Annotated in this window: 14 protein-coding genes and 1 tRNA gene; 10 read left to right on the top strand and 5 right to left on the bottom strand. The window is 66.9% G+C overall.

Annotated elements, in window-relative coordinates; translation table 11 throughout:
• Positions 1-70 precede the first annotated feature (70 nt).
• The 4 genes from DSAT_RS10420 to DSAT_RS10435 all read left to right on the top strand — a co-directional run bounded on the left by DSAT_RS10420 (position 71) and on the right by DSAT_RS10435 (position 7,654).
• A complete protein-coding gene (locus DSAT_RS10420; RefSeq protein ID WP_020887477.1) occupies positions 71-2,314 on the top strand; it encodes an efflux RND transporter periplasmic adaptor subunit in 2,244 nt (747 codons plus the stop codon).
• Between the two features lie 9 nt (positions 2,315-2,323).
• On the top strand, positions 2,324-6,256 hold the full coding sequence (locus tag DSAT_RS10425) for an efflux RND transporter permease subunit (RefSeq protein ID WP_020887478.1): 3,933 nt from the start codon (positions 2,324-2,326) through the stop codon (positions 6,254-6,256).
• Between the two features lie 632 nt (positions 6,257-6,888).
• Positions 6,889-7,473, top strand: coding sequence for a TetR/AcrR family transcriptional regulator (locus DSAT_RS10430; RefSeq protein ID WP_020887479.1), 585 nt, complete (start codon positions 6,889-6,891; stop codon positions 7,471-7,473).
• 105 nt (positions 7,474-7,578) lie between these two features.
• Positions 7,579-7,654: transfer RNA gene (locus DSAT_RS10435), tRNA-Phe, on the top strand.
• Between the two features lie 298 nt (positions 7,655-7,952).
• Here DSAT_RS10435 and DSAT_RS10440 read toward each other — a convergent pair.
• From DSAT_RS10440 to DSAT_RS10455, 4 genes are all read right to left on the bottom strand, one after another.
• Positions 7,953-9,713 (bottom strand): aldehyde ferredoxin oxidoreductase N-terminal domain-containing protein, encoded by a 1,761-nt coding sequence (locus tag DSAT_RS10440; protein WP_020887480.1) that lies wholly within the window; start codon positions 9,711-9,713, stop codon positions 7,953-7,955.
• Positions 9,706-10,140 carry a 4Fe-4S dicluster domain-containing protein gene (locus tag DSAT_RS10445; RefSeq protein ID WP_020887481.1) on the bottom strand — a complete coding sequence of 145 codons (435 nt, stop codon included), beginning with the start codon at positions 10,138-10,140 and terminating at the stop codon, positions 9,706-9,708. The genes DSAT_RS10440 and DSAT_RS10445 overlap by 8 nt, the downstream gene beginning before the upstream one ends.
• A gap of 316 nt (positions 10,141-10,456) precedes the next feature.
• Positions 10,457-11,446 carry a hypothetical protein gene (locus tag DSAT_RS10450; RefSeq protein ID WP_152490298.1) on the bottom strand — a complete coding sequence of 330 codons (990 nt, stop codon included), beginning with the start codon at positions 11,444-11,446 and terminating at the stop codon, positions 10,457-10,459.
• A 583-nt stretch (positions 11,447-12,029) separates the two neighbouring features.
• Positions 12,030-13,223 (bottom strand): PhoH family protein, encoded by a 1,194-nt coding sequence (locus tag DSAT_RS10455; RefSeq protein WP_020887483.1) that lies wholly within the window; start codon positions 13,221-13,223, stop codon positions 12,030-12,032.
• Positions 13,224-13,720: 497 nt separating this feature from the next.
• Between DSAT_RS10455 and DSAT_RS10460 the strand changes: the two genes are divergently transcribed.
• Positions 13,721-14,377 carry a peroxiredoxin gene (locus DSAT_RS10460; protein ID WP_020887484.1) on the top strand — a complete coding sequence of 219 codons (657 nt, stop codon included), beginning with the start codon at positions 13,721-13,723 and terminating at the stop codon, positions 14,375-14,377.
• 504 nt (positions 14,378-14,881) lie between these two features.
• Here DSAT_RS10460 and DSAT_RS14945 read toward each other — a convergent pair.
• Positions 14,882-15,745 (bottom strand): glycosyltransferase family protein, encoded by an 864-nt coding sequence (locus DSAT_RS14945; RefSeq protein ID WP_235695941.1) that lies wholly within the window; start codon positions 15,743-15,745, stop codon positions 14,882-14,884.
• On the opposite strand from DSAT_RS14945, the gene DSAT_RS10470 reads away from it, so the two are divergent.
• The 5 genes from DSAT_RS10470 (at position 15,744) to recA (ending at position 20,742) form a co-directional block, all read left to right on the top strand.
• On the top strand, positions 15,744-16,583 hold the full coding sequence (locus tag DSAT_RS10470) for a glycosyltransferase family 2 protein (RefSeq protein ID WP_020887486.1): 840 nt from the start codon (positions 15,744-15,746) through the stop codon (positions 16,581-16,583). The two genes, DSAT_RS14945 and DSAT_RS10470, sit on opposite strands and share 2 nt — an antisense overlap.
• Before the next feature lie 167 nt (positions 16,584-16,750).
• Entirely contained in the window at positions 16,751-17,272 is a 522-nt protein-coding gene (locus tag DSAT_RS10475) for a hypothetical protein (protein ID WP_020887487.1), read from the top strand.
• Entirely contained in the window at positions 17,269-18,591 is a 1,323-nt protein-coding gene (locus DSAT_RS10480; RefSeq protein WP_020887488.1) for a ferredoxin reductase family protein, read from the top strand. The genes DSAT_RS10475 and DSAT_RS10480 overlap by 4 nt, the downstream gene beginning before the upstream one ends.
• Positions 18,592-18,872: 281 nt before the next feature.
• Positions 18,873-19,538, top strand: coding sequence for an AMIN domain-containing protein (locus DSAT_RS10485; RefSeq protein ID WP_040371126.1), 666 nt, complete (start codon positions 18,873-18,875; stop codon positions 19,536-19,538).
• Positions 19,539-19,680: 142 nt separating this feature from the next.
• Entirely contained in the window at positions 19,681-20,742 is a 1,062-nt protein-coding gene (recA, locus tag DSAT_RS10490) for a recombinase RecA (RefSeq protein ID WP_020887490.1), read from the top strand.
• The last annotated feature ends 45 nt before the right edge of the window (positions 20,743-20,787 follow it).

The following is a 20,787-nucleotide window of genomic DNA, read 5'->3' on the forward strand; positions in this document are numbered from 1 at the left end:
GCGCGCTCACCGTTCAACGACAGACCGCGAAGCCCGGTACGTCCGGGCCCGCGGGCATGACAGGGTGCATATGAGCGAGAAGACGACCCCGGACGGCAGGAAGCGGCGCCTGGGCTGGTGGATTGCCGCCATCATCGGCGTGTTCGTCCTGGGATTCCTCCTGGGCGGGAAGGACCATGACCACCCGGCCCCGGGCGAACGCATCGCCGCCGACGGCCACGAAGACCACGACCACGGCGGCGATGCGACCCTGTGGACCTGTTCCATGCACCCGCAGGTGCTCCTGCCCGAGCCGGGCCAGTGCCCCATCTGCTTCATGGACCTGATCCCGGTGGCGCGCGACGACGGCCAGGAGACCGTGAGTCTTCGCCAGATCACGCTCTCGCCGCGCGCGCAAAAGCTCGCCCAGGTGCGCACCGCCAAGGTGGAGCGCCGCGACCCGTCCTTCGAGCGGCTCATGGTCGGCCAGGTGGCCTACGACGAGACGCGCCTTGGAACCATCACCGCCTGGATGCCCGGCCGCATCGAGCGGCTGCGCGTGGACTTCACCGGGGCCTTCGTGCGGCGCGGCCAGCCCATGGCCGACATCTACAGCCCGGACCTGTTCGCCGCGCAGGCCGAACTGATCCAGGCCGTGAAGAGCCTGCCCGAGCTTTCGGGCAGTACCCTGGCCGTGGTGCGCGAATCCGCGCGCCGCACCGAGGAGGCCGCGCGCGAAAAGTTGCGCCTTTTGGGCCTGACCCCGGCCCAGATCGAGGAGATCGTGGCCAGGGGACGGCCGAGCGACCGCGTGACCCTGCACGCGCCGCTCTCGGGCGTGGTCATCCGGCGCGAGGTGAACGAGGGCATGTACGTGCAGACCGGCTCACCGCTCTTCTCCATCGCCGACATCTCGCGCGTTTGGGTGATGCTCGAAGCCTACGAGTCCGACCTGCCCTTCGTGCGCGTGGGACAGACCGTCTCCTTCACCACCGACGCCTTCCCCGGCCGGATATTCAACGGCGCCGTGACCTACATCGACCCCTTCCTGAACGAGGCCTCGCGCACCGCGCGGGTGCGGCTGGAAGCGGCCAACGCCGACCATGCGCTGAAGCCCGGCATGTACGTGCGCGCCGTGAAGCGCGACGCCCCGGACACGCGCCGGGCGGGAGAGGAGCCGCCGCTGGTCATCCCGGCCAGCGCGCCGCTGATCACGGGCAAGCGGGCCATCGTCTACGTGGCCGTGCCCGGACACGAAGGCATGTACGAGGGCCGCGAGATCATGCTCGGGCCGCGCGCGGGCGACTGGTACATCGTACGCGCGGGGCTTTCCGAGGGCGAGGAGGTGGTCGCGCGCGGGGCTTTTCGGATCGACAGCGCCGTGCAGATCCAGGCCAGGCCGAGCATGATGAGCCCCGAGCCCGGCGGCGGCCCCGTGGGCCACGACCACGGCCCGGCCGAACACGATCACGCGGCCATGGAAGAAACCATGCCCGACGAATCGGGCTTCACCGTGCCGCGCGACCTGGCCCGGGCCGTGACCGGACTCGACGACTCCATGCCGGACCTGGCGCGGGCCGTGGAAAGCGGCGATCTGCCGGGGCTTCGCGCCGCGGCCAAGAACTTCTACGACCGCGCCTGCGCCATCGACCCCCAGGAACTGACCGGCGATGCCGCGCTCATGTGGCGCGAATTGTCCATGCTTTTGCGCAACGACTCCCTGATCCTCTCCGAGGTCAAAAGCCCTGGCGAGGCGCGCTTCCACTTCGCCGAACTCACGCGCACCATGCGCCGCCTGACCGCGTCCTTCGGCCGCCCCAGGGGGGATGCGCCCACGGCCGTGGCCGAGGAGGACGCGGCCGAGGATTTCCGCGCCGACACGCCGCCCGCCTTCGCGGCCCAACTCGGGGCCGTGGTTTCGGCCTACCTGCCCCTGACCGAGGCCCTGGCCACGGACGACCTTGCGGCCGCGCAAAACGCCGCGGCCGAGATCCAGGCCAAACTCGAAGCCACGGACATGGGCCTCTTGCCGCACGACCCGCACATGTTCTGGATGCGCAGGCTCATGCCCATGAACGAGGCCCTGCGGACCCTGCGCGCGGCCACGGACCTGGCCGGGGCGCGCGCCGCGCTCGGGCCGCTCTCCGACGAACTCATCGCGGCCGTGGCCGGACTCGGGATTTCCGGGACAGGCCCGGTCCACGAGGCTTTCTGTCCCATGGTCGCGGGCGGGCAGGGCGGATTCTGGCTGCAACGCGGCAGGGACATCCGAAATCCCTACTTCGGCCCCATGATGCTCGCCTGCGGCGAAATCAGACGCACCTTCGGCGAGTAGGGCGCGACCATGAGCGACAACCACGACGCGAACAGCGCCCCCGCACCGTCCACGGCTCCCACGCCGCCGCCCAGGCCGCGCGGCTTCGTGAGCGGCCTGGTCCGCTTCTGCCTCGAACAGCGGCTGGTGGTGGTGCTCGTCACGCTCCTGGCCATCGGCTGGGGCGTCATGACCGCGCCCTTCGACTGGGACATCGGCCTGCCGCGTACCCCCGTGGCCGTGGACGCCATCCCGGACATCGGCGAGAACCAGCAGATCGTTTTCACCGAATGGCCGGGCCGCTCGCCCCAGGACGTGGAAGACCAGATCACCTACCCGCTCACGGTCTCGCTCTTGGGCGTGCCGGGCGTGAAGACCGTGCGCAGCTTCTCCATGTTCGGCTTCTCGACCGTCTACGTCATCTTCGAGGACGACGTGGAGTTCTACTGGTCGCGCACGCGCGTGCTGGAGAAGCTCTCGAGCCTTCCGCCGGGCGCGCTGCCGCCGGGCGTGGCGCCCGTGCTCGGGCCGGACGCCACGGCGCTGGGCCAGGTCTTCTGGTACACCCTGGAGGGCCTGGACAAGGACGGGAACCCGACAGGCGGCTGGGACCTGGACGAACTGCGCTCCATCCAGGACTGGCAGGTGCGCTACGCCCTGCTCGCGGCCGGAGGCGTGGCCGAGGTGGCCTCGGTGGGCGGCTTCGTACGCGAATACCAGGTGGACGTGGACCCGGCCGCGCTGCGCTCCTTCGGCGTGACCATCGAACAGGTGCTTTCGGCCGTGCGCCAGTCCAACCTGGACGTGGGCGCGCGCACCGTGGAGGTCAACAACGTCGAGTACCTGGTGCGCGGCGTGGGCTTCGTGACTTCGCTTTCGGACATCGAGAACGCCGTGGTGGCCCTGCGCGACGACCTGCCCGTGCGGGTGCGCGACGTGGCCCGCGTGGCCGCGGGTCCGGCGCTTCGGCGCGGCCTTCTGGACAAGGAAGGGGCCGAGGCCGTGGGCGGCGTGGTCGTGGCCCGTTTCGGCGAGAATCCGCTCCAGGCCATCAACAACGTCAAGGCGGCCATAGAGCGCATCGCGCCGAGCCTGCCCACGCGCGTGCTGCCCGACGGCACGACGAGCACCGTGACCATCGTGCCCTTCTACGATCGCTCGGGCCTCATCGCCGAGACCCTGGGCACGCTCAGCACGGCGCTGATCCAGCAGATCATGGTCACGGTGGTGGTCATCCTCCTGGCCGTGGTGCACCTGCGCGGGGCGCTGGTGGTCTCCTCCATCCTGCCGCTGGCCGTGCTCATGTGCTTCGTGGCCATGAAGCTCTTCGGCGTGGACGCCAACATCGTGGCCCTTTCGGGCATCGCCATCGCCATCGGCACCATGGTGGACATGGGCATCGTCATTGTGGAGAACGTGCTCAGGCGACTGGAGGAGGCAGGGCCGGACGAGCGCCGCCTGGACATCATCCACCGCGCCACCACCGAGGTCGGCGGAGCGGTGCTCGCGGCCGTGGCCACCACGATCATCAGCTTCCTGCCGGTCTTCGCCATGGAAGGGGCCGAGGGCAAGCTCTTCAAGCCCCTGGCCTACACCAAGACCTTCGCCCTGGCCGCGAGCATCGTCGTGGCCCTGACCATCCTGCCCACCCTGACCGGCGTCCTGCTGGGCGAACGCGGCCTGGCGCGCGGCCTGCGCCGGTACTACAAGCCCGTGCTGCTCGTGCTTCTGGGCGCGGGCTTAGGCTATTGGCTGCGCTGGTGGCTCTTCCCGGTCTTCCTGTGGATGGCCGCGCGCGGCCTTGTCATGCCGCGCCTGCCGCAACGGATCGGGCGAATCGTGGCGCTGTCCGAGACGGCCGTGGTGGTGCTCATGGTCGCCTCGACGCTCTCCTCGTACTGGCTGCCCCTGGGGCCGGAACTGGGCGCGGCCAGAAACCTCGTCTTCGTGCTCGGCCTCATCGTCGGCCTGTACGGCTTTCTGGCCCTGTTCCAGGTCTTCTATCCGCGCATGCTCACCTTTTGCCTGGAACACAAGGCGCTCTTTTTGTCCCTGCCGCTCGTCCTGTGCCTGACGGGCCTCATGATCTGGCTCGGCGCGCCGCGTCTGCTCGCCCCCCTGCCCGAGGCGGTGCGCTCCTCGCGACCGGCCGTGGCCCTGGTCCACCTCTTTCCGGGCCTGGGCAAGGAGTTCATGCCGCCGCTGGACGAGGGCTCGTTCCTCTACATGCCCACGACCATGCCCCACGCGGGCATCGGGGAGGCGCGCGACATCCTGGCCCTGCAGGACATGGCCATCACGGCCATCCCCGAAGTGCACAGCGCCGTGGGCAAGATCGGCCGGGCCGAGACGCCGCTCGATCCCGCGCCCGTGTCCATGATCGAGACGGTCATCAACTACCATCCGGAATACCTCGCGAACGAACGCGGCGACCGCCTCTCCTTCCGTTTCGACCCGCAAGGCCGCGACCTCTTCCGGAGCATCGAGGGCGAGCCCGTGGCCGCGCCCGACGGCCTGCCCTACACGGTCCAGGGCCGTTTCATCCGCGACGCGGACGGAGCGCTGATCCCCGACCCCGACGGCGCGCCGTTCCGCATCTGGCGGCCGCGTCTGGACCCCGATCTCAACCCCGAACGCGATCCCTGGCCCGGCGTGCGCTCGCCGCGCGACATCTGGGACGAAATCGGCCGCGCGGCCGACGTGCCGGGCGTGACTGGAGCGCCGATGCTGCAGCCCATCGCGGCGCGCATCGTCATGCTCCAATCGGGCATGCGCGCGCCCATGGGCGTGAAGGTCATGGGGCCGAGCCTTGCCGCCATCGAGCAGGCGGCCATGCGCATCGAGGAGGCGCTCAAACAGGTGCCCTCGGTGGAGCCCAGGGCCGTGATCGCGGATCGCGTGGTGGGCAAGCCGTACCTGGAGATCGTCATCGACCGCGAGGCCATCGCCCGCTACGGCGTCATGCTCACCCAGGTCCAGGAGGTCATCGAGACGGCCATCGGCGGCCGCATGGCCACGACCACGGTGGAGGGCCGCGAGCGCTATCCCGTGCGCGTACGCTACCAGCGCGAACTGCGCGACAGCATCGAGAGCCTGGAGACGATCCTCGTGGCCGCGCCGGGCGGCCGCCAGATCCCCCTGGCGCAACTGGCCGACATCCGTTACGTGCGCGGCCCCCAGGTCATCAAGAGCGAGGACACCTTCCTGCTCGGCTACGTGCTCTTCGACATGCGGCCGGGCTTCGCCGAGGTGGACGTGGTGGAGCACGCCCGCGACCATCTGCTCACACTGCGCGAGCGCGGCGAACTCGTGCTGCCCGAGGGCGTCTCCTACACCTTCGCGGGCAGCTACGAGAACCAGGTCCGGGCGCAGAAGAAGCTGGCCGTGGTGCTGCCCCTGGCGCTGGTCCTGATCTTTTTGATCCTCTATCTCAAGTTCGCGTCCGTGCCCACTACCATGATGGTCTTCACCGGCATCTTCGTGGCCTGGTCCGGGGGCTTCCTCATGATCTGGCTCTACGGCCAGCCGTGGTTCCTGAACTTCTCGATCTTCGGCGTGCCCATGAACGCGCTCTTCGGCGTGCACCCCATCAACCTGTCCGTGGCGGTCTGGGTGGGCTTTCTGGCGCTCTTCGGCATCGCCACGGACGATGGTGTGCTCATGGCCACCTTCCTGGACGACTCCAAGGAAAGCCGCCGCACGGACACCGTGAAGCGGCTCAGGGCCGCCGTGGTGGCCGGGGCCACGCGGCGCATCCGGCCCGCGGCCATGACCTCTGCCACGACGATCCTGGCGCTTCTGCCGGTGCTGACCTCCACGGGCCGGGGCGCGGACATCATGCTGCCCATGGCCATCCCGTCCTTCGGCGGCATGACCGTGGCCTGCCTGACGTGGTTCGTGGTGCCGGTGCTCTACTGCCTGCGCGAGGAAATGGCCCTGAAGAGCCAGGAGAAGCGGGCATGAGGATGGGCGTAAAATTTTTTCCATTTCCTCGCAAAATCGCTTGACCCGACCAAAAGAGGCGGATAGAAGGAAGTCGTTGCTGATTGAGTAAGCAATCAGCAACGACAGGACGGCGCCCCCCGCTCCTGTCTTTTGGTAAGGGTTGGAAAACGACGCCTGGCAGCCGGGCGGAGACCGCGCGAGCCCGCCACGCTTGCAACACGCCGGACTTCGCCCGGCCGCCCCAGGCGGCCCCTGGACCAGGCCGACACACCATCGAGGTCAGCCGATCCCAGGCGCACTCCACCCGAACAGCGAAACCGATCTTTGCAACAGCCAGCCCGGGGGCCCGACAAGACACGGCAACCCCGGCATCGAGCCGCCGCCCACGCCCAATTCGCGCCAAATGGCGAAAAGGGCGATCAGATACGGTTCACATGGCCCCAACACCCCGCCTTCGCGGAGCCCTCGTCCGACAGGGCTCCGCTTCTTTTGCCTCTGCACAGCCCACCTCCAGGGGCGCCGGGCCGCCTCCCGGCGCCCCCTTGCAGGGGTGGAGCAGAAAATCTCTCCCGAGATTGACAGTCCGCGCCAGCGTTCGTATCCAGACCGGGCCAAACGGCAAACCCACGCGGAGAAACCGGCCAACCGACATGACCAAGAAAGAAGCACTCCTCAAGGCGGCCAAGGAACTCTTCGGCGAGCACGGCTACGCCGAAACGACCTTCGCCATGATCTCGCAGCGCGCGGGTGTGGCCATGGGACTTTTGGCCCACCATTACGGCAACAAGGAAAAACTCTTCCTGGCCGCGGGCATGGACGTGCTGGAAAGTCTTCTGGCGCGGCTGCGCTCGGCCATCGAGGATTCGCCCAGCGGCGCCGAATCCGTGCGCCGCTTCTGCCGGGCCTATCTCGATGCCTGTCTCGACCCGGACGACCACTTCCTGGTGCTGATTCGCTGTTCGCCCTATTCCGACATGAAGACGCGCGAGGACCGCGAGACCATGACCACCAAGTTCAGCGAGGTCTGGACCATGCTCGAAGCCTGCGTGAGCGAGGGCATGCGCGACGGCACGCTGGAGCCGGGGGACGCCCGCCTGGCCACGCAGTTCGTGAGTTGCTCGCTGGTCGGCGCGGTGCGCACCCTAAGCCTCACACCCTACCCCGCGCAGGGGCTGCCCGAGGAGGTCATCGACCGCATCGCGCTGGCCCTGGCCCCATGCGGGTGCAAGCAGTAGACAGCCGCAGGCCGAAGGAACGAATGGCGGTCGGGCCGCATCGCCGGGCGAAAAAGCCCTTGCCATGCCCCTGGCTTTTGTGTATCCGTCTTTTCCCTGACGCGTGCCGCGGTAGCTCAGTTGGTAGAGCAGGGGACTGAAAATCCCCGTGTCCGCAGTTCAATTCTGTGCCGCGGCACCACAGAAACCCCACAGGCCCTGGTCCATGACCAGGGCCTGTTTTTTTGGGGAAATGATCGAGACGCCCCGGTTCGCGGGCTCGCCTGAAACGTCGGCCCCTGGCCGCCACTCGACGAAGGGCATGAAAAAGCCGGGCGGAAGAACCTCCGCCCGGCTTTTTGTGGTGCGGCCTTCATTCCCCAGGCCGCCCGTAAGCTTCATCTGCCGCGTCGCCGCGAAGAGCCTTCGTGCAGTTCACCCACACGCGGCCTCGAACTTTTCGCGGCAACGCAGCAAATGGGACTTTTTCAACAGCCTGCTCAGCTTTCCCCGCGCGGCGCGCCCAGTTCGCGGATAGCCTTGATGTAGCCCGCGCGCACGGCGTCGAGATACCCAGGGTCCATCTTCCCGGCCCAGGTCTCGACCTCCAGGAAGCGCTTGGGCACGCTGGTCTTCTCGGGTTCATAGCCCGTGGACAGCCGCATGCGCCAGCGCAGGCGCTGCATTTCGTCCGCGGCCTTGTCCAGGTTCGCGGCCAGGTCGGGCAGCCCCACCGAGGTCAGGCACTCGGCCAGAAGTCCCTTTTTGTATACCCCTCGCGCGAACAGGCAGGAGACGAGCGAGGTCAGGATCACACGCTCGCGTTCGTCGTCCACGAAGTACTTGACTGCCTTGTCCGCATTCTTGTCGTGCTCCTTCTGGTCGTAGCCGTAGGCCCCGGTGTCCAGGTGCGAATGGCGAAACGACAGCGACTGCGAGGCGAAGAAGGTCTCGCCCGTGGCGTAGCCCGCCATCTCCTGGCCGAGCACGCAGGCGAAGTCCTCGCCCCCGAACTTTTTCGCCGCGACCATGGCTCCCTGAGCCAGCGCGCGGTAGAATTCGTTCTTGCCGTGGCCCAGGCACCAGATGGCCTCCTTGTAGGCATCCACGTTGCCGAAGGCGAGGTCGTACTCGACCTGCTCCTTGGTCAAAAGCCCCTTCTGGTAGGCCTCCGTGGCCCAGGCCAGGGCCACGCCCGCGCTCATGGCGTCCAGGCCCTGCTTCTCCACCTCGTCCATGAGAGCGAGCGCGCCCGAGGCGTCCATGACGCCGACCATGGACCCGAGGGCGAAGATCAGTTCGTGGTCGTAGGAAACCTGCCGGATCTGGAAACGGTGCTCGTCCTGGAACTGCTCGCGCAGCATGCCCACGTGGATGCAGCCCACGGGACAGCCCGCGCAGGCGGCGTTGCGGATGAGCAGATCGGCCGCGAACTTCTCGCCCGAGATGCCCACGGCGTCGGGGTCCGTGGTCTGCTGCAGGTTCCTGATGGGCAGCGACTTCAACTCGTTGATGGGGATGACGTTTCCTGGCGTGCCGAGGTTGTGGTACTTGCTCATCATCTCCGTGGCGGTCATGTCCTCGTAGACCTTCTTGAAGAGCTTGCCGTAGGCCTTGGGGTCGGGCCCGGGCAGCGGCAGGTCCGAGTCGCCCGAAACCACGATGGCCTTGACGTTCTTCACGCCCATGACCGAGCCCGAACCCAGGCGGCCGAAGTGGCGAAAGGTATCCACGTTGATGCAGCCGTAGGCCGAGAGCGTCTCGCCCGCCGGGCCGATGCGCATGATGCTGCGATGCCCCGAGGCGCCCGGGAAGGCACGGCGGATGACCCGGCCGGTGGTGAAAACGTTTGCCCCCCACAGGTAGTTGGCGTCCTTGGTCTCGATGACCCGCGCTCCCACGTGCACGGCCACGGGCAGCCGCGCCCGGCCGCGCAGCACAATGGCGTCGTAGCCCGCGAAACGCATGGCCAGGGCCAGACGGCCTCCGGCGTGCGACTCGGCGTACTGGTCGTGATAGGGCGACTTGAAGCCCGCCACGACTTTGGACATGAGCGGAAAATAGCCGGTCAGGCAGCCGATGGCGAAGATCAACGGCTGGTCGGGGTGCGACCAGGATTCATTCGGCAGGCCGTACTTCTCGAACAGGGCCGCGGCCAGGCCGCTGCCGCCGATGTGCAGATTCTTGTCTCCAAACGAGACAATCTCGCCCTTGCCCTCGTCGAGGTGGACTATGCAGACGCGAAACGCGGCATCAGACATCGCAGGTCCCTCCCACGCAGACATGTTCGGGTTTCTCGCGCATCTCGATACAGTCGTGCGGGCAATACGGCACGCACTGGCCGCAGTGGATGCAGACGTAGGGCACTCCCGTGTCGTCAAGATAGATGGCGTCCACCGGACAGGCGGCCGCGCATTGGCCGCAACGGATGCATAGCTTCATCTTGACGAGCACGCCTCCGCCCTTGCGTTGCGAGTAGGCGCCGGTGGGACAGGCTGCGGCGCAAGGCGCGGGCTCGCAGCCCAGGCACACGTTGGCCTCGAAGCCGGTGGTGATGCCGCCGCTGGACTTGATGCGTATTCCAGCCGTGCGCCAGGAGACCTTCTTGTGCACCTGACGAGCGCAGGCCAGGGAGCACGAATGACAGCCGATGCAACGATCCATGCGCGTGGCGCGCAATATTTTCATCGTTTCCCCCGATGACGTTCAAAGAGTACGGCTCAGGCCGTCTTAAAAGCCCCCTCTGCTGCGTTGCCGCAAAAAATTCAACCCTCGCGCACAAGATATGCTCGTCGGTCTTGAACTTTTTGTGCGGCCCTGCATCTGAGACTTTTTGAACGACCTGAAAAACAGCGTTTGTCAACAACATCAATTCCGGCATGCCGAAACGGACGATCTAAGCATATACCCGCAAAATATTGCGCTTGTCCAACCGTTCCGGGGCGTCGAAAAACCGCCGATCCGCCGCCATGCGTGGTTCGGGAAGTCCCCAGCGGACAAGGACTCACTTGCCCAGGTCGAAAATCCGAAGCGGAGACACGGGCGCATCGCCCTGCGCTGTGCCGGACGATACGTCGTGCGATGTGCCGAGATTGGCGTCGTGTGCGGCGTCATATACGGCCGCTGGCGGGGAGGATGCCGAGGCCACGGGCGAAACGCCCACCCCAGCCCCCGACGGGGTAGCGTGCGCGCCGGGTCTGGCGGACGCCTGCCGCGCCACTTCCTTTGAACCCAGCCGCTCTATGGAGCAGGAGGTGACCACGTAGGTCGCGTACACGCCGTCCTCGCCCTCGGGGGCGATGCTCCCGCCGAGGTAGCCCCGGTAGGTGCGGCCGTAGTCGTCCCACGTGGTCTCGAAGGAGCCCAGGTCGGGCAGGGGCACGCCGCGCGCTCGCGCGTCCTCCTCCACGCGCGCGCGGTCCATTTCAGCCGTGGCGCTGTCGAAGAGAAAGATGACCGGCGTGAGCGGCACAAAGGGCGTGACCGCCGAAAGCGCCATGCCTCCGGCAAGCCCAGCGCCGATGGCGCTCGCCCTGCGGTTTGTCCGGTCGTCGATCTCGTCGTTGCTCAGGCGACGAAAGGTCATGACGAAGCGGTAGCCGCGATAGCGACTGAAGTCGCCCGAGAGGTCATAGTAGCGAAGCCCCCGCTGGAACAGGCCGGGCAGATGTTCGTACGTGATCGCTGGCGGCAGATCGAAGACGCCCTGGCCCGAGGCCCTGGCGTTCTCGATGCACTGGGCGAGACTCGTGTCGCGCGGACCGCAGGTCACGTCCACGCGGCCCGTGGGCAGGGACTTGGCGCGGACGCTCGTGGCCCCCTGGGGCAGCGCGCCGGTGGGCTTGGGGAGCGCGCGGCCGGGCGTGCGCACGCCGTAGCCCGAGGCCTCGGTCTTGTCCTGGGCCGTGGCCTCCAGCGCTCCGCCGAGGACGAACGCAAGAACGAGGCAAAGCGCAGCCAACACGGCCCGTGCGGGCGCCTGCCCGTTGGACACGGCCCGTCGCTTCGTCCCGCCGTTCCTCGCCTGTTTCGCCATCGCCGTGCCCGCCCAGGTGCGAAAAAAGTTCCCGGCTGCTGAAAAAGTCCCATCTGCTGCGTTGCTGCGAAAAGTTCAAATCCTCGCGTATTGCTAATACGCGTCGGCCTTGAACTTTTCTTGCGCCTTGCATCTGGGCCTTTTTGAGCAGCCTAGGAAAAGAAGTTCGTCAACAATCTCGTTCGCGGCCTTTTCCTTCGGCTGCCGCGCGGCCACGGCCCGTGAACGCAACTCGCGAACCGACCGCATGGAACCTCGCATTCCATGCCTAGCACAGGCTGCATCGCCTGTCATCCGCGCAGACCGTCCCCAAAACACCATCTGCGGCGTTGCTGCAAAAGCGCCGACCCCTCGCGTATCTGGAATACGCGTCGGGCCCGGCGCTTTCTTGCGCCTTGCATCTGGCGCTTTTTGAACGGTCTGCGGAACGTAGTTGCTCAACAATTGGCGCAACAGAGTCATAGGCCGCCCTAAAGACATACGCGAGGGACTGGACTCTCCGCAGCAATCCCGCAAATGGGGCTTTTCGGCGGCTTGGCCCCTACAGGCCGCTCTTGATGACCAAGTCGGTGATGGGGCCGCGCGACTTCTCGCCCTTGAGCACCAGGTGCGCGTAGATGTCCGAGCCCTTGAATTTCTTGACCACCCAGTTCAGGCCGTTGTTCTCCTGCGAGAGGTAGGGGTTGTCGATCTGGCGCGTGTCGCCCAGGCAGAAGCACTTCACGCCCTCGCCCATGCGCGAGAGCAGGGCGCGCGTCTCGTTGCGCGAGAGGTTTTGCATCTCGTCCACGATGACCACGGCGTTCTCGATGGTCATGCCCCGGATGTAGGCCAGAGGCAGAAGCTCGAAGCGCTTGATGTCGAACTGCGGCGGGTACACGTCGGGGTTGGTGAACAGACGGTTCGCGGGCCGAAGCGCGTGCAGCTTCATGATCAGGTCGGAGATGTAGCGCGTGTAGGGCTCCATCTTTTCCTCGACCTTGCCCGGCAGGTAGCCGAGTTTCTGGCCGATCTCGTACATGGGCTTGACCACGTAGACCTTCTGATGGCTCTTCTTCTCCAGCACCAGATGCAGCGCGGCGGCCAGGGCCAGAAAGCTCTTGCCGTAGCCCGCCTCGCTCTGGATGGAGACGATGTCGATCGCCGGGTGAGTGAGCAACTCCAGGGCCAGGTTCTGGTACACGCTGCGCGGGGTCACGCCCCAGGCCTTGTGCTGGTAGCTGACGACCTTCTCGCCCTCGGGCCCGTGGAAGACCGGACGGCCCTCGATCCAGCGGAAGGAATTGGCGATGGGCGCGGTCCCGTTGTCCGTGAAGCCGGTGTAGTACTCGGCCTCGGACTTGAAGGGCATGGACTCCTTGTAGGCCTCGGAGTCGATGCCCTTGCTCGCGGCCTGCAACTGCAACAGCTTGTCGTTGGTCACCAGGATGGGCTTCTCGATGCCCGAGGCGGTGATCTCGTCGAGGATGAAGTTGTCCACGTGGCTGCTGAAGGCCTCGGCGATGCGCTCGGCCTTGAGAATCCTGAAGGCGTCGGGGTGCTCGGCGAGCAGCGCGACCACGCGGCTGACGATGTGGCCCAGACGCGGATCCTTCTTGAATTTGTTGAGTTCGAGCAGGACGTGGTAGGGAATGAAGACGTCGTTCTCCGCGCCGTTGCGCAGTTGCAGGAGCGCTTTGGGATCTTCCAGGAGAACGTTGGTGTCCACGATGAACTGCTTCTTCATGGGCTGCATTGTGGCTCCGGTGGTGACGTTGGGGGTATGGGACGCCGCGCGGCGCACGACCAGGACAAGGTCTGCGCCGCGAAATCCGGCGTTGGGGACGTTTGGGAGGGGGATCGGCCGGGACAAGCAAGGCCCGGTCCCGTCGTGCGGGAAATTCGGCCCTGACGGCCTGGGTTCGTTCGGCCGTTCGCCGGACCGCTCGCGGCGCGGCGAGGCGTGCCAGGATTCGCGTTGATGCCGCCTTTCCTTGCGCACATCGCATTCGACTTCATGGGAAGCCATGGCCCAATGTATAGGCCTCGTGCGTGTCATCCCTGTTACACCCTGGCTTTTCGGACCGCAAGCCCGCCTGCGAGCGACCTCTTGCCTCGCGGACACGACTTCATCCTGCCTCTTGACGAGAATCACACGTCCGAATACTACGATGGACTAAGTGGCCTTCGCTGAGCGTTGCAAAACATCGTTCAGCGGGCCGGCCCGACATCACCCGAACAGGAGGACATACAATGAGCGAAGAAAACAAATGCTGCCGTGAGGGGCACCATCACCACCATTGCTGCTGCGACCAGCACGCGCGGATCGGCAAGGAGGTCGAGAACTTCAAGATGGAAGTCTACGACCCCAAGGAAGGCGGCTTCGGCGAGATCGAGCTGAAAAAGCTGCGCAAGGGCGGAAAGTGGGTCGTGCTGGTCTTCTACCCGGCCGACTTCACCTTCGTCTGCCCCACGGAGCTGGCCGATCTGGCCGACAAGCATCCCGAACTGAAAGAGCTCGGCTGCGAAGTCATTTCCGTTTCCACGGACACCAAGTTCACGCACATGGCCTGGCGCACGGACGAGCGGCTCCTGGCCAACGTCGGGTACAAGATGGCCGCCGACCCCACGGGTAAGATATCGCGCTACTTCGGCGTCTATGACGGCGAGACCGGCCTGGCCCTGCGCGGCACCTTCGTCATCAATCCCGAAGGCGTGCTCGTGGGCTCGGAGATCAACTTCTACAACGTGGGCCGCAACGCCGACGAACTGGTGCGCAAGATGAAGGCCAACGTCTACCTGAAGGACCATCCGGCCGAGGCCTGCCCGGCCAAGTGGGAGCCGGGCAAGAAGACGCTGACGCCCTCGGAGAAGCTGGTGGGCAAGGTCTACGAGGCCTTGAACGACTAGGAACTCGAAACCCGCCTTCGCTTCGGCTACATACTGATTGAAACGGAGAAGCGGGCGGCGACCACGCCGCCCGCTTCAACCGAACCGCCTCGACTCCCCCGGATTTTCCCTCGGATATCTCTTCGGATTGACCGGGTTCAACCGGGCGGCCAAACAGAACATCCGCCACCCCCTTTAAGCGATTTTCAAGGAAAGCGACTAGGTTGAAGAGCAGTTGTCAAACGCCATTTGACAACTGCCAAAACTCGTTGCCAAACACCTTTTGTCGGGCTGCTCAAAACGCGTCGGATGCAGGGCGCAAGAACAATCCAGGCCCGACGCGTATCAAAGAATATTACCCGGAGCAGAAAACATTGCATGCTCTCTGCTCCAGGCAATAAGCAGTCTCCAAAAGGTACCGCATTCAACGGTGGCGTTGCCAAACACCTTTTGCCGGGCTGCTCAATACGCGAGGGATCGGCGCTTTCGCTGCAACGCCGCAGATGGCGCGTTTTCAGCAGCCCGCTAGTCTTCGTCCAGCTCAGGCGGCAGAGGAATGCCCGCCGCGCGCAGCCACTCGCGCGGCAGCTTCCGGAGTTGCTCGGGATCGGCCTGGTGCGGGCTCCACTCCCAGTCGGGATTCTCGGCCCAGTCCGGGTTCCTGGGCGCGGCCACCCGGCCCGCCCAGAACTCGTTGTAGTGGAAGGTGCGGCCCCACTCGGCCGAGGGGATGTGCACGCCCTCCACGCCGATGTTCTGCGCCCTGGCCAGGATGGGGAATATCTCCACCCGCTCGCCGCGCACCCGCGTGTTCAGGTTATTATCCCAGTTGCCGTGCGAGTAGTCAAAGTCCCACAGCGGCCGCATCTCCTCGAAGCGGTCGCGCCAGGTGGCCCAGGACCAGGGCGTGAACCAGGCGCGACGCGCCGTGCGGCCCCACTCCGGCTCGGGCGGCTTCTGGTTGTTGTAGGCGGTCACGGTGAAGACGGAGGCGTCGTCGCGAAAGGCCCGGCCGCAGTGCTCGAAGTAGAGCAGCGCGTCGCGCGCGAGCAGGATGTCGTCTTCGAGGTGGATGTTGTAGTCGGTCTCCAGAAAAGCCAGGGACAGCGCCTGATAGACGTTCACCGGACAGGAGAGGAGCTTTTCGTTCTCCACCACGCGCGTGGAGCGGGTGAAGCCGACGCCGCGCGCCAGATCCAGAACCTCGGCGTTGCCGGGTTCCACGCAGGCGATGAGGTGGTAGCGCTCGATGCCGATGCAGCGCGAAAGCGCGCCGAGCACCTTCCGCAGGTACTCGGGCCTGTTGAACAGGGTCATGGTGATGGTGCGCCGCGCGGCCATGATGTTTGGATTGTGCATCAGCCCCCGCGTGCTGTAAAGTCGGGACATGGTCGCCAGCGTTTCCGTCGTCGTTCCCTGCCACAACTACGCGCGCTTTTTGCCGCGCCTGTTCGGCGCGCTGGCCGCGCAGGACTTCCCGCGCGAGCGCACCGAGATCGTGCTGGCCGACGACGGCAGCACGGACGACTCCGTGGCCGTGGCCGAGCGCCTGCTGCCCGGATTGGGCGCGGCCAGGTCCGCGCTCCTTCGCCTGAGCCACGGCGGCAGGCCGGGCCGGACGCGAAACGAGGGGCTCGCCGCGGCCTCGGGCGACTACGCGGTCTGCCTGGACCCCGACGACGAGCCGCTGCCGGGTTTTCTTGCGGCCCTGGCCGGGGCGCTCGACGCGGGCGCGGACGTGGCCTATCCCGACTACGAGGAGGTGGAGGCGGATGGAACGGCGCGCGCCGTGCGCCTGCCCGAATTCGATCCCGGGCTGTTGCGCATCCAGAACATCCTCGCGCCCACGGCCATGTTCAGGCGCGCGGCCCTGGCGCGCACACGCGGGTTTCGCGCCAACACGGACTACGAGGACTGGGACCTGTGGGTCCAGATGGCCCAGGCCGGGTGCGTCTTTCGCCGCGTGGGCGCGGTGCTCTTCCGCCATCACTGGCACGGCGGCAACTTCTCGCACCTGGCCCAGGCCAACGACGGCCGGGCCAAGGCGCATCTGGTGCGCAACACCAGGCGCTTCTTTTCGCCCGAGACGGGCCGCTGGGCCGACGCGCTGTTGCGCGGCGAGCCGTGGGCCGCGCCCTTCGGCCGGGGACTCATTCCCCGCGCCGAGGACGTGAAGCGGCTTGAAACCCTGGTCCGCGAGACGACAAAGGGGTTTCCTCGGGCCTGATTTGTGGTATTACCCGGGGCAGAAAATATGCAATATTTTCGTGCGCCGGGTTATCAATACGGCCCACCAAAGGCGGGCTGAAGCGGCGAAGCCGCGGGAGCGCAAAGTAAAAAACTTTGCGCTCCCGGTAATATTAAGGCGCGAGAACCCATGGAGGAAGACGCGCCGTGACATCCGCACAGACAGCCCCCGTTCCGCGCAAGACAACTCCCCCGGGCGCGTTGAGCGACCCGCGCCGCCTCGCCCGCCTGCTGGCCTTCGCCTGGTTCTGGATATCGCTCGGCGGGCTGCTTCTGCACCTGCGCATCCACCCGGTGCAGGACTCGCTATACAACTGGATTCCGGCCGTCGTCGGCGGGGCCAATGCCTTCGTCCTGCCGTTCCTCTTCCTGCGCCGCGACCTCGCGCCCTACGCCGTGCTGGCCGCCTGGTTCACGGTCATCATCGGCACCGTGGCCATGGCCTGGTACTCGCTGACCACCTGGTGGGGCCCGGTGACGCTTGCCACCGTGCTCCTGCAATCCACCTTCGCGGACATCGCCATCCTCTGGGCCAAAATCCCCCTGGCCCACGTCATTTTGGGCCTTGTGCGGCCCGAAGGCCCGCGCGCGGCCCTTCGCGGCTGCGTCAGGAACGCGGGCGGCGCTGCGGCCCGGCACCCGGCCATGGCCAAGGGAGGTGGCGCATGAGCGCGAAACCCGTGACCCTTGCCGCCGCCTCGGGCCTGGGCGCGCGGCTTCTGCTCCTGGCAGCCGTCCTGACCGTGATCGGCGCGCCGCTGATCGTGCTCGCGGGCGAGCAAGCTCCGCCGTACTCGCCTGAATGGTGGCGCGCGGCGGGACGCTCCGTGGGCATGGCCGCCGCCCTGTGCCTGGCCGTGCAGTTCGCCATCGCCAGCCGCTGCCGTCTGCTCGACAGGTTCGCCGGGCTCGACCGCCTGTTCCTCGGGCACCGGGCTTTCGGCATCGCCGCCGCCCTGCTGGCCCTGTCCCATCCCTTCATCATTTTCTATCCCGAGGAAGTGGGCTTGGGCGCTCCTGCCATCTCACAGTGGCCGCTGGTGGCCGGGGCGACAGCGCTGACCATGCTCTGGGGGCTGGCCGCCGTGGCGCGCTGGCGCGCTTGGCTGGAGTTGCCCTTCCATCTCTGGCTGCCCGCGCACCGGCTGGCCGCGCTGGGTCTGGCCCTGGTCGTGGGGCTGCACGCCTCCTTCGTGGGCGGCCCGTTCAAGGCCGCGGACTTGGCCCTGCCGCTGATCGCGGCCGTGTATCTGCTGCTTCGCTTCGCGCCCAGGCCGCTGCACTGCCGTGTGAAGAGCGTCACGCCGCTTGGCGGCGAGGCGCACGAGATCGTGCTCGCGCCCGAATCCGGCCCCGTCTTCGACCACGCGCCCGGCCAATTCGCCTTTCTGACCCTGCAAAGCCCGGCCCTGCCGCGCGAGGAGCACCCCTTCACCATCGCCTCGGCTCCGGGCGAAGACGCGCTTCGCTTCACCATCCGCTGCTCGGGCGATTACACGGCCCGACTCGGCGCGCTCTCGCCCGGCGACACTACCTTCGTGCGCGGCCCCTACGGCCGTTTCAGCCACCTCGTGCGCGGCGCGCCCCCTGCCGATGAACTGCTCTTTTTGGCCGGGGGCGTGGGCATCACGCCCATGCTCTCCATGCTGCGCCACATGGCCGCCTCGGCCCACGCCGGGCCAGAGGCCGCCAAGCGCCACGTGACCCTGATCTGGTGCAACCGCACGCCCGAGGACGTGGTGCACGCCGAGGAGATCGGAACCCTGGCCGCCACCCTGCCGGGATTTCGGCTGCACCACGTCTTCACCAGAGGGCCGAGCACGGCCCGTCTCGACGGCCCGGGGCTTGCCTCCCTGATCACCGAGGTTCCCCGCCAGGCGCGCTGCTTCGTCTGCGGCCCGCCGCCGTTCATGGCCTTCTGCCGCGATGCGCTCCTGCGCGAGGGATTTGCCCCCTCGCGCATCCACCTGGAGGAGTTCGCGCTCTGACAGACCGACCCGAAAGCGGCCCCGGACTTGCCAAGCCGGTTCATCCGCCGTATTGACCGTTGGGAGATTTTCGGAACCGGCAGGACACAAGCCCAAACGGCATGCAGAGCGGACACCACCACCCCCCACGGCCCGCCGGGGCCACGCGAGCGGCTCCATGCCGTCGCGCTCGCGCGTGTCTGCGGTCTCTGTGGGCCATCTCATGCGCCGCACTTCTGGTGGTCGCCTTTCTCGCACCCCTCGTCCCCGGTCAGGCCCAGGCCCAGGAGCCGGCCGCGAACGTGAGCCCCGATGACTACACCGTGCGGCGCGCCGTAACGCCGCCCTCACGGGCCAAGGCGGACCTGCCGCCCGAAGAGCAGATCAGGAAAACCGAGCAGGCGCAAAACGCCACCGAGCCGCCGCCCCTGATCCTGCCCGAGCCGCCGCTGCCGCGCGAATCCATGACCCTGCCCAAACCCGCGGCCGAGACGGCCAGGCCGCCTTCTCCGGCTGCCCCGACTGCCCCGGCTACGACGCTGGAAGGCAAAGCCGAGGCCGCAAAGACTGCTCCGAAGTCCACTTCGCAAGCCGTCAGGCCGCAACCCGACCCTCCCTCGCCCCTGGCCACGGCCCCGGCGCAAAAGCCCGCCCTCAGGCGCGGCAGCGTTTCGGTCAACAGGGGAATCAAGGACGGCGAACTCATGGTGCGCCTGGTGTTCGGCGGGCCCGTGGATTTCTCCACCTTTTTCCTGGAGAACCCCAAGCGCATGATCCTGGACGTGCCCGGCGACTGGGCGCCCAAGGGCGCGCGCGAGATGGTCGTGGCCTCGCATGGGCTCAAGTCCGTGCGCCTGGGCCGCCACCCGGACAAACTGCGGGTGGTCTTCGACCTCGATCCGCAGACTGCGTACCGCTCCGAGACCAGCAAGATAGACGACGGCCTCGTGGTCCTCTTCCGGGAGTAGCCCCCCGCAAGGCCCCGGCCCTGTCGCTTTTGCGGCAACGCCGCGGATGCTGCGCCGGGGACGGCCTGACGAGCCGCCTTGCCCGGCGGCGACTCATCTGCTACTGACGACTGGTTTCGCCATCTTTCACCCGGAGGCTCACATGGCCCGCAAGGCAGCGACCGCATCCCCCGAAGACAGCCGCCGCGACGCGCTGAAGACCGCCCTGACGACCATCGAACGCAAGTGGGGCCAGGGCTCCATCATGACCCTCTCCGAGGACGCCCACCAGGCCATCCCGGTCATCCCCACGGGCTCCATCGGCCTGGACCTGGCGCTTGGCGTGGGCGGCATCCCGCGCGGCCGCGTGACCGAAATCTTCGGCCCCGAATCCAGCGGCAAGACCACGCTGGCGCTGCACATCATCGCCGAGGCCCAGAAGGCCGGGGGCACGGCCGCCTTCATCGACGCCGAGCACGCCCTGGACATCAAGTACGCCCGCCGCCTGGGCGTGATGACCAACGACCTGCTCATCTCCCAGCCCGACTACGGCGAGCAGGCCCTGGACATCGCGGACATGCTCGTGCGCTCCGGCGCCGTGGACGTCATCGTCGTGGACTCCGTGGCCGCGCTCATCCCCCAGGCCGAACTCGAAGGCAGCATGGGCGAGACCCAGGTGGGCGGACAGGCACGCCTCATGTCGCACGCCCTGCGCAAGCTCACCGGCTCCATCCACAAGTCCAACACGGCCGTCATCTTCATCAACCAGATCCGCATGAAGATCGGCACCATGGGCTACGGCAACCCCGAGACCACCACCGGCGGCAACGCGCTCAAATTCTACTCCTCGCTGCGCCTGGACATCCGCCGCATCCAGACCCTGAAGAACCAGGACGAGGCCTACGGCGTGCGCGCCCGCGTGAAGATCGTCAAGAACAAGGTCGCGCCGCCCTTCCGCGAGGCCTCCTTCGACGTGCTCTACGGCACGGGCATCTCCCGGCCGGGCGAGCTCATCGACCTGGGCGTGGACGCCAAGGTCATCGACAAGTCCGGCTCGTGGTTCTCCTATGGCTCCGAGCGCCTGGGCCAGGGCAAGGAGAACGTGCGCACGCTCCTTCTGGACAATCCCGATCTCATGGCGCGCATCGAGCAGGACCTGATGCAGCATCTGGGCATGCTCGATCTTTCGGCCAAGGACGACGAAACCCCCGCAACCGACGACTAACCCCCGCGACGCAAGGGCGGGATCGGCAGCGTCCGGTCCCGCCAT

Source organism: Alkalidesulfovibrio alkalitolerans DSM 16529 (assembly GCF_000422245.1).
Taxonomy (GTDB): Bacteria; Desulfobacterota; Desulfovibrionia; order Desulfovibrionales; family Desulfovibrionaceae; genus Alkalidesulfovibrio; species Alkalidesulfovibrio alkalitolerans.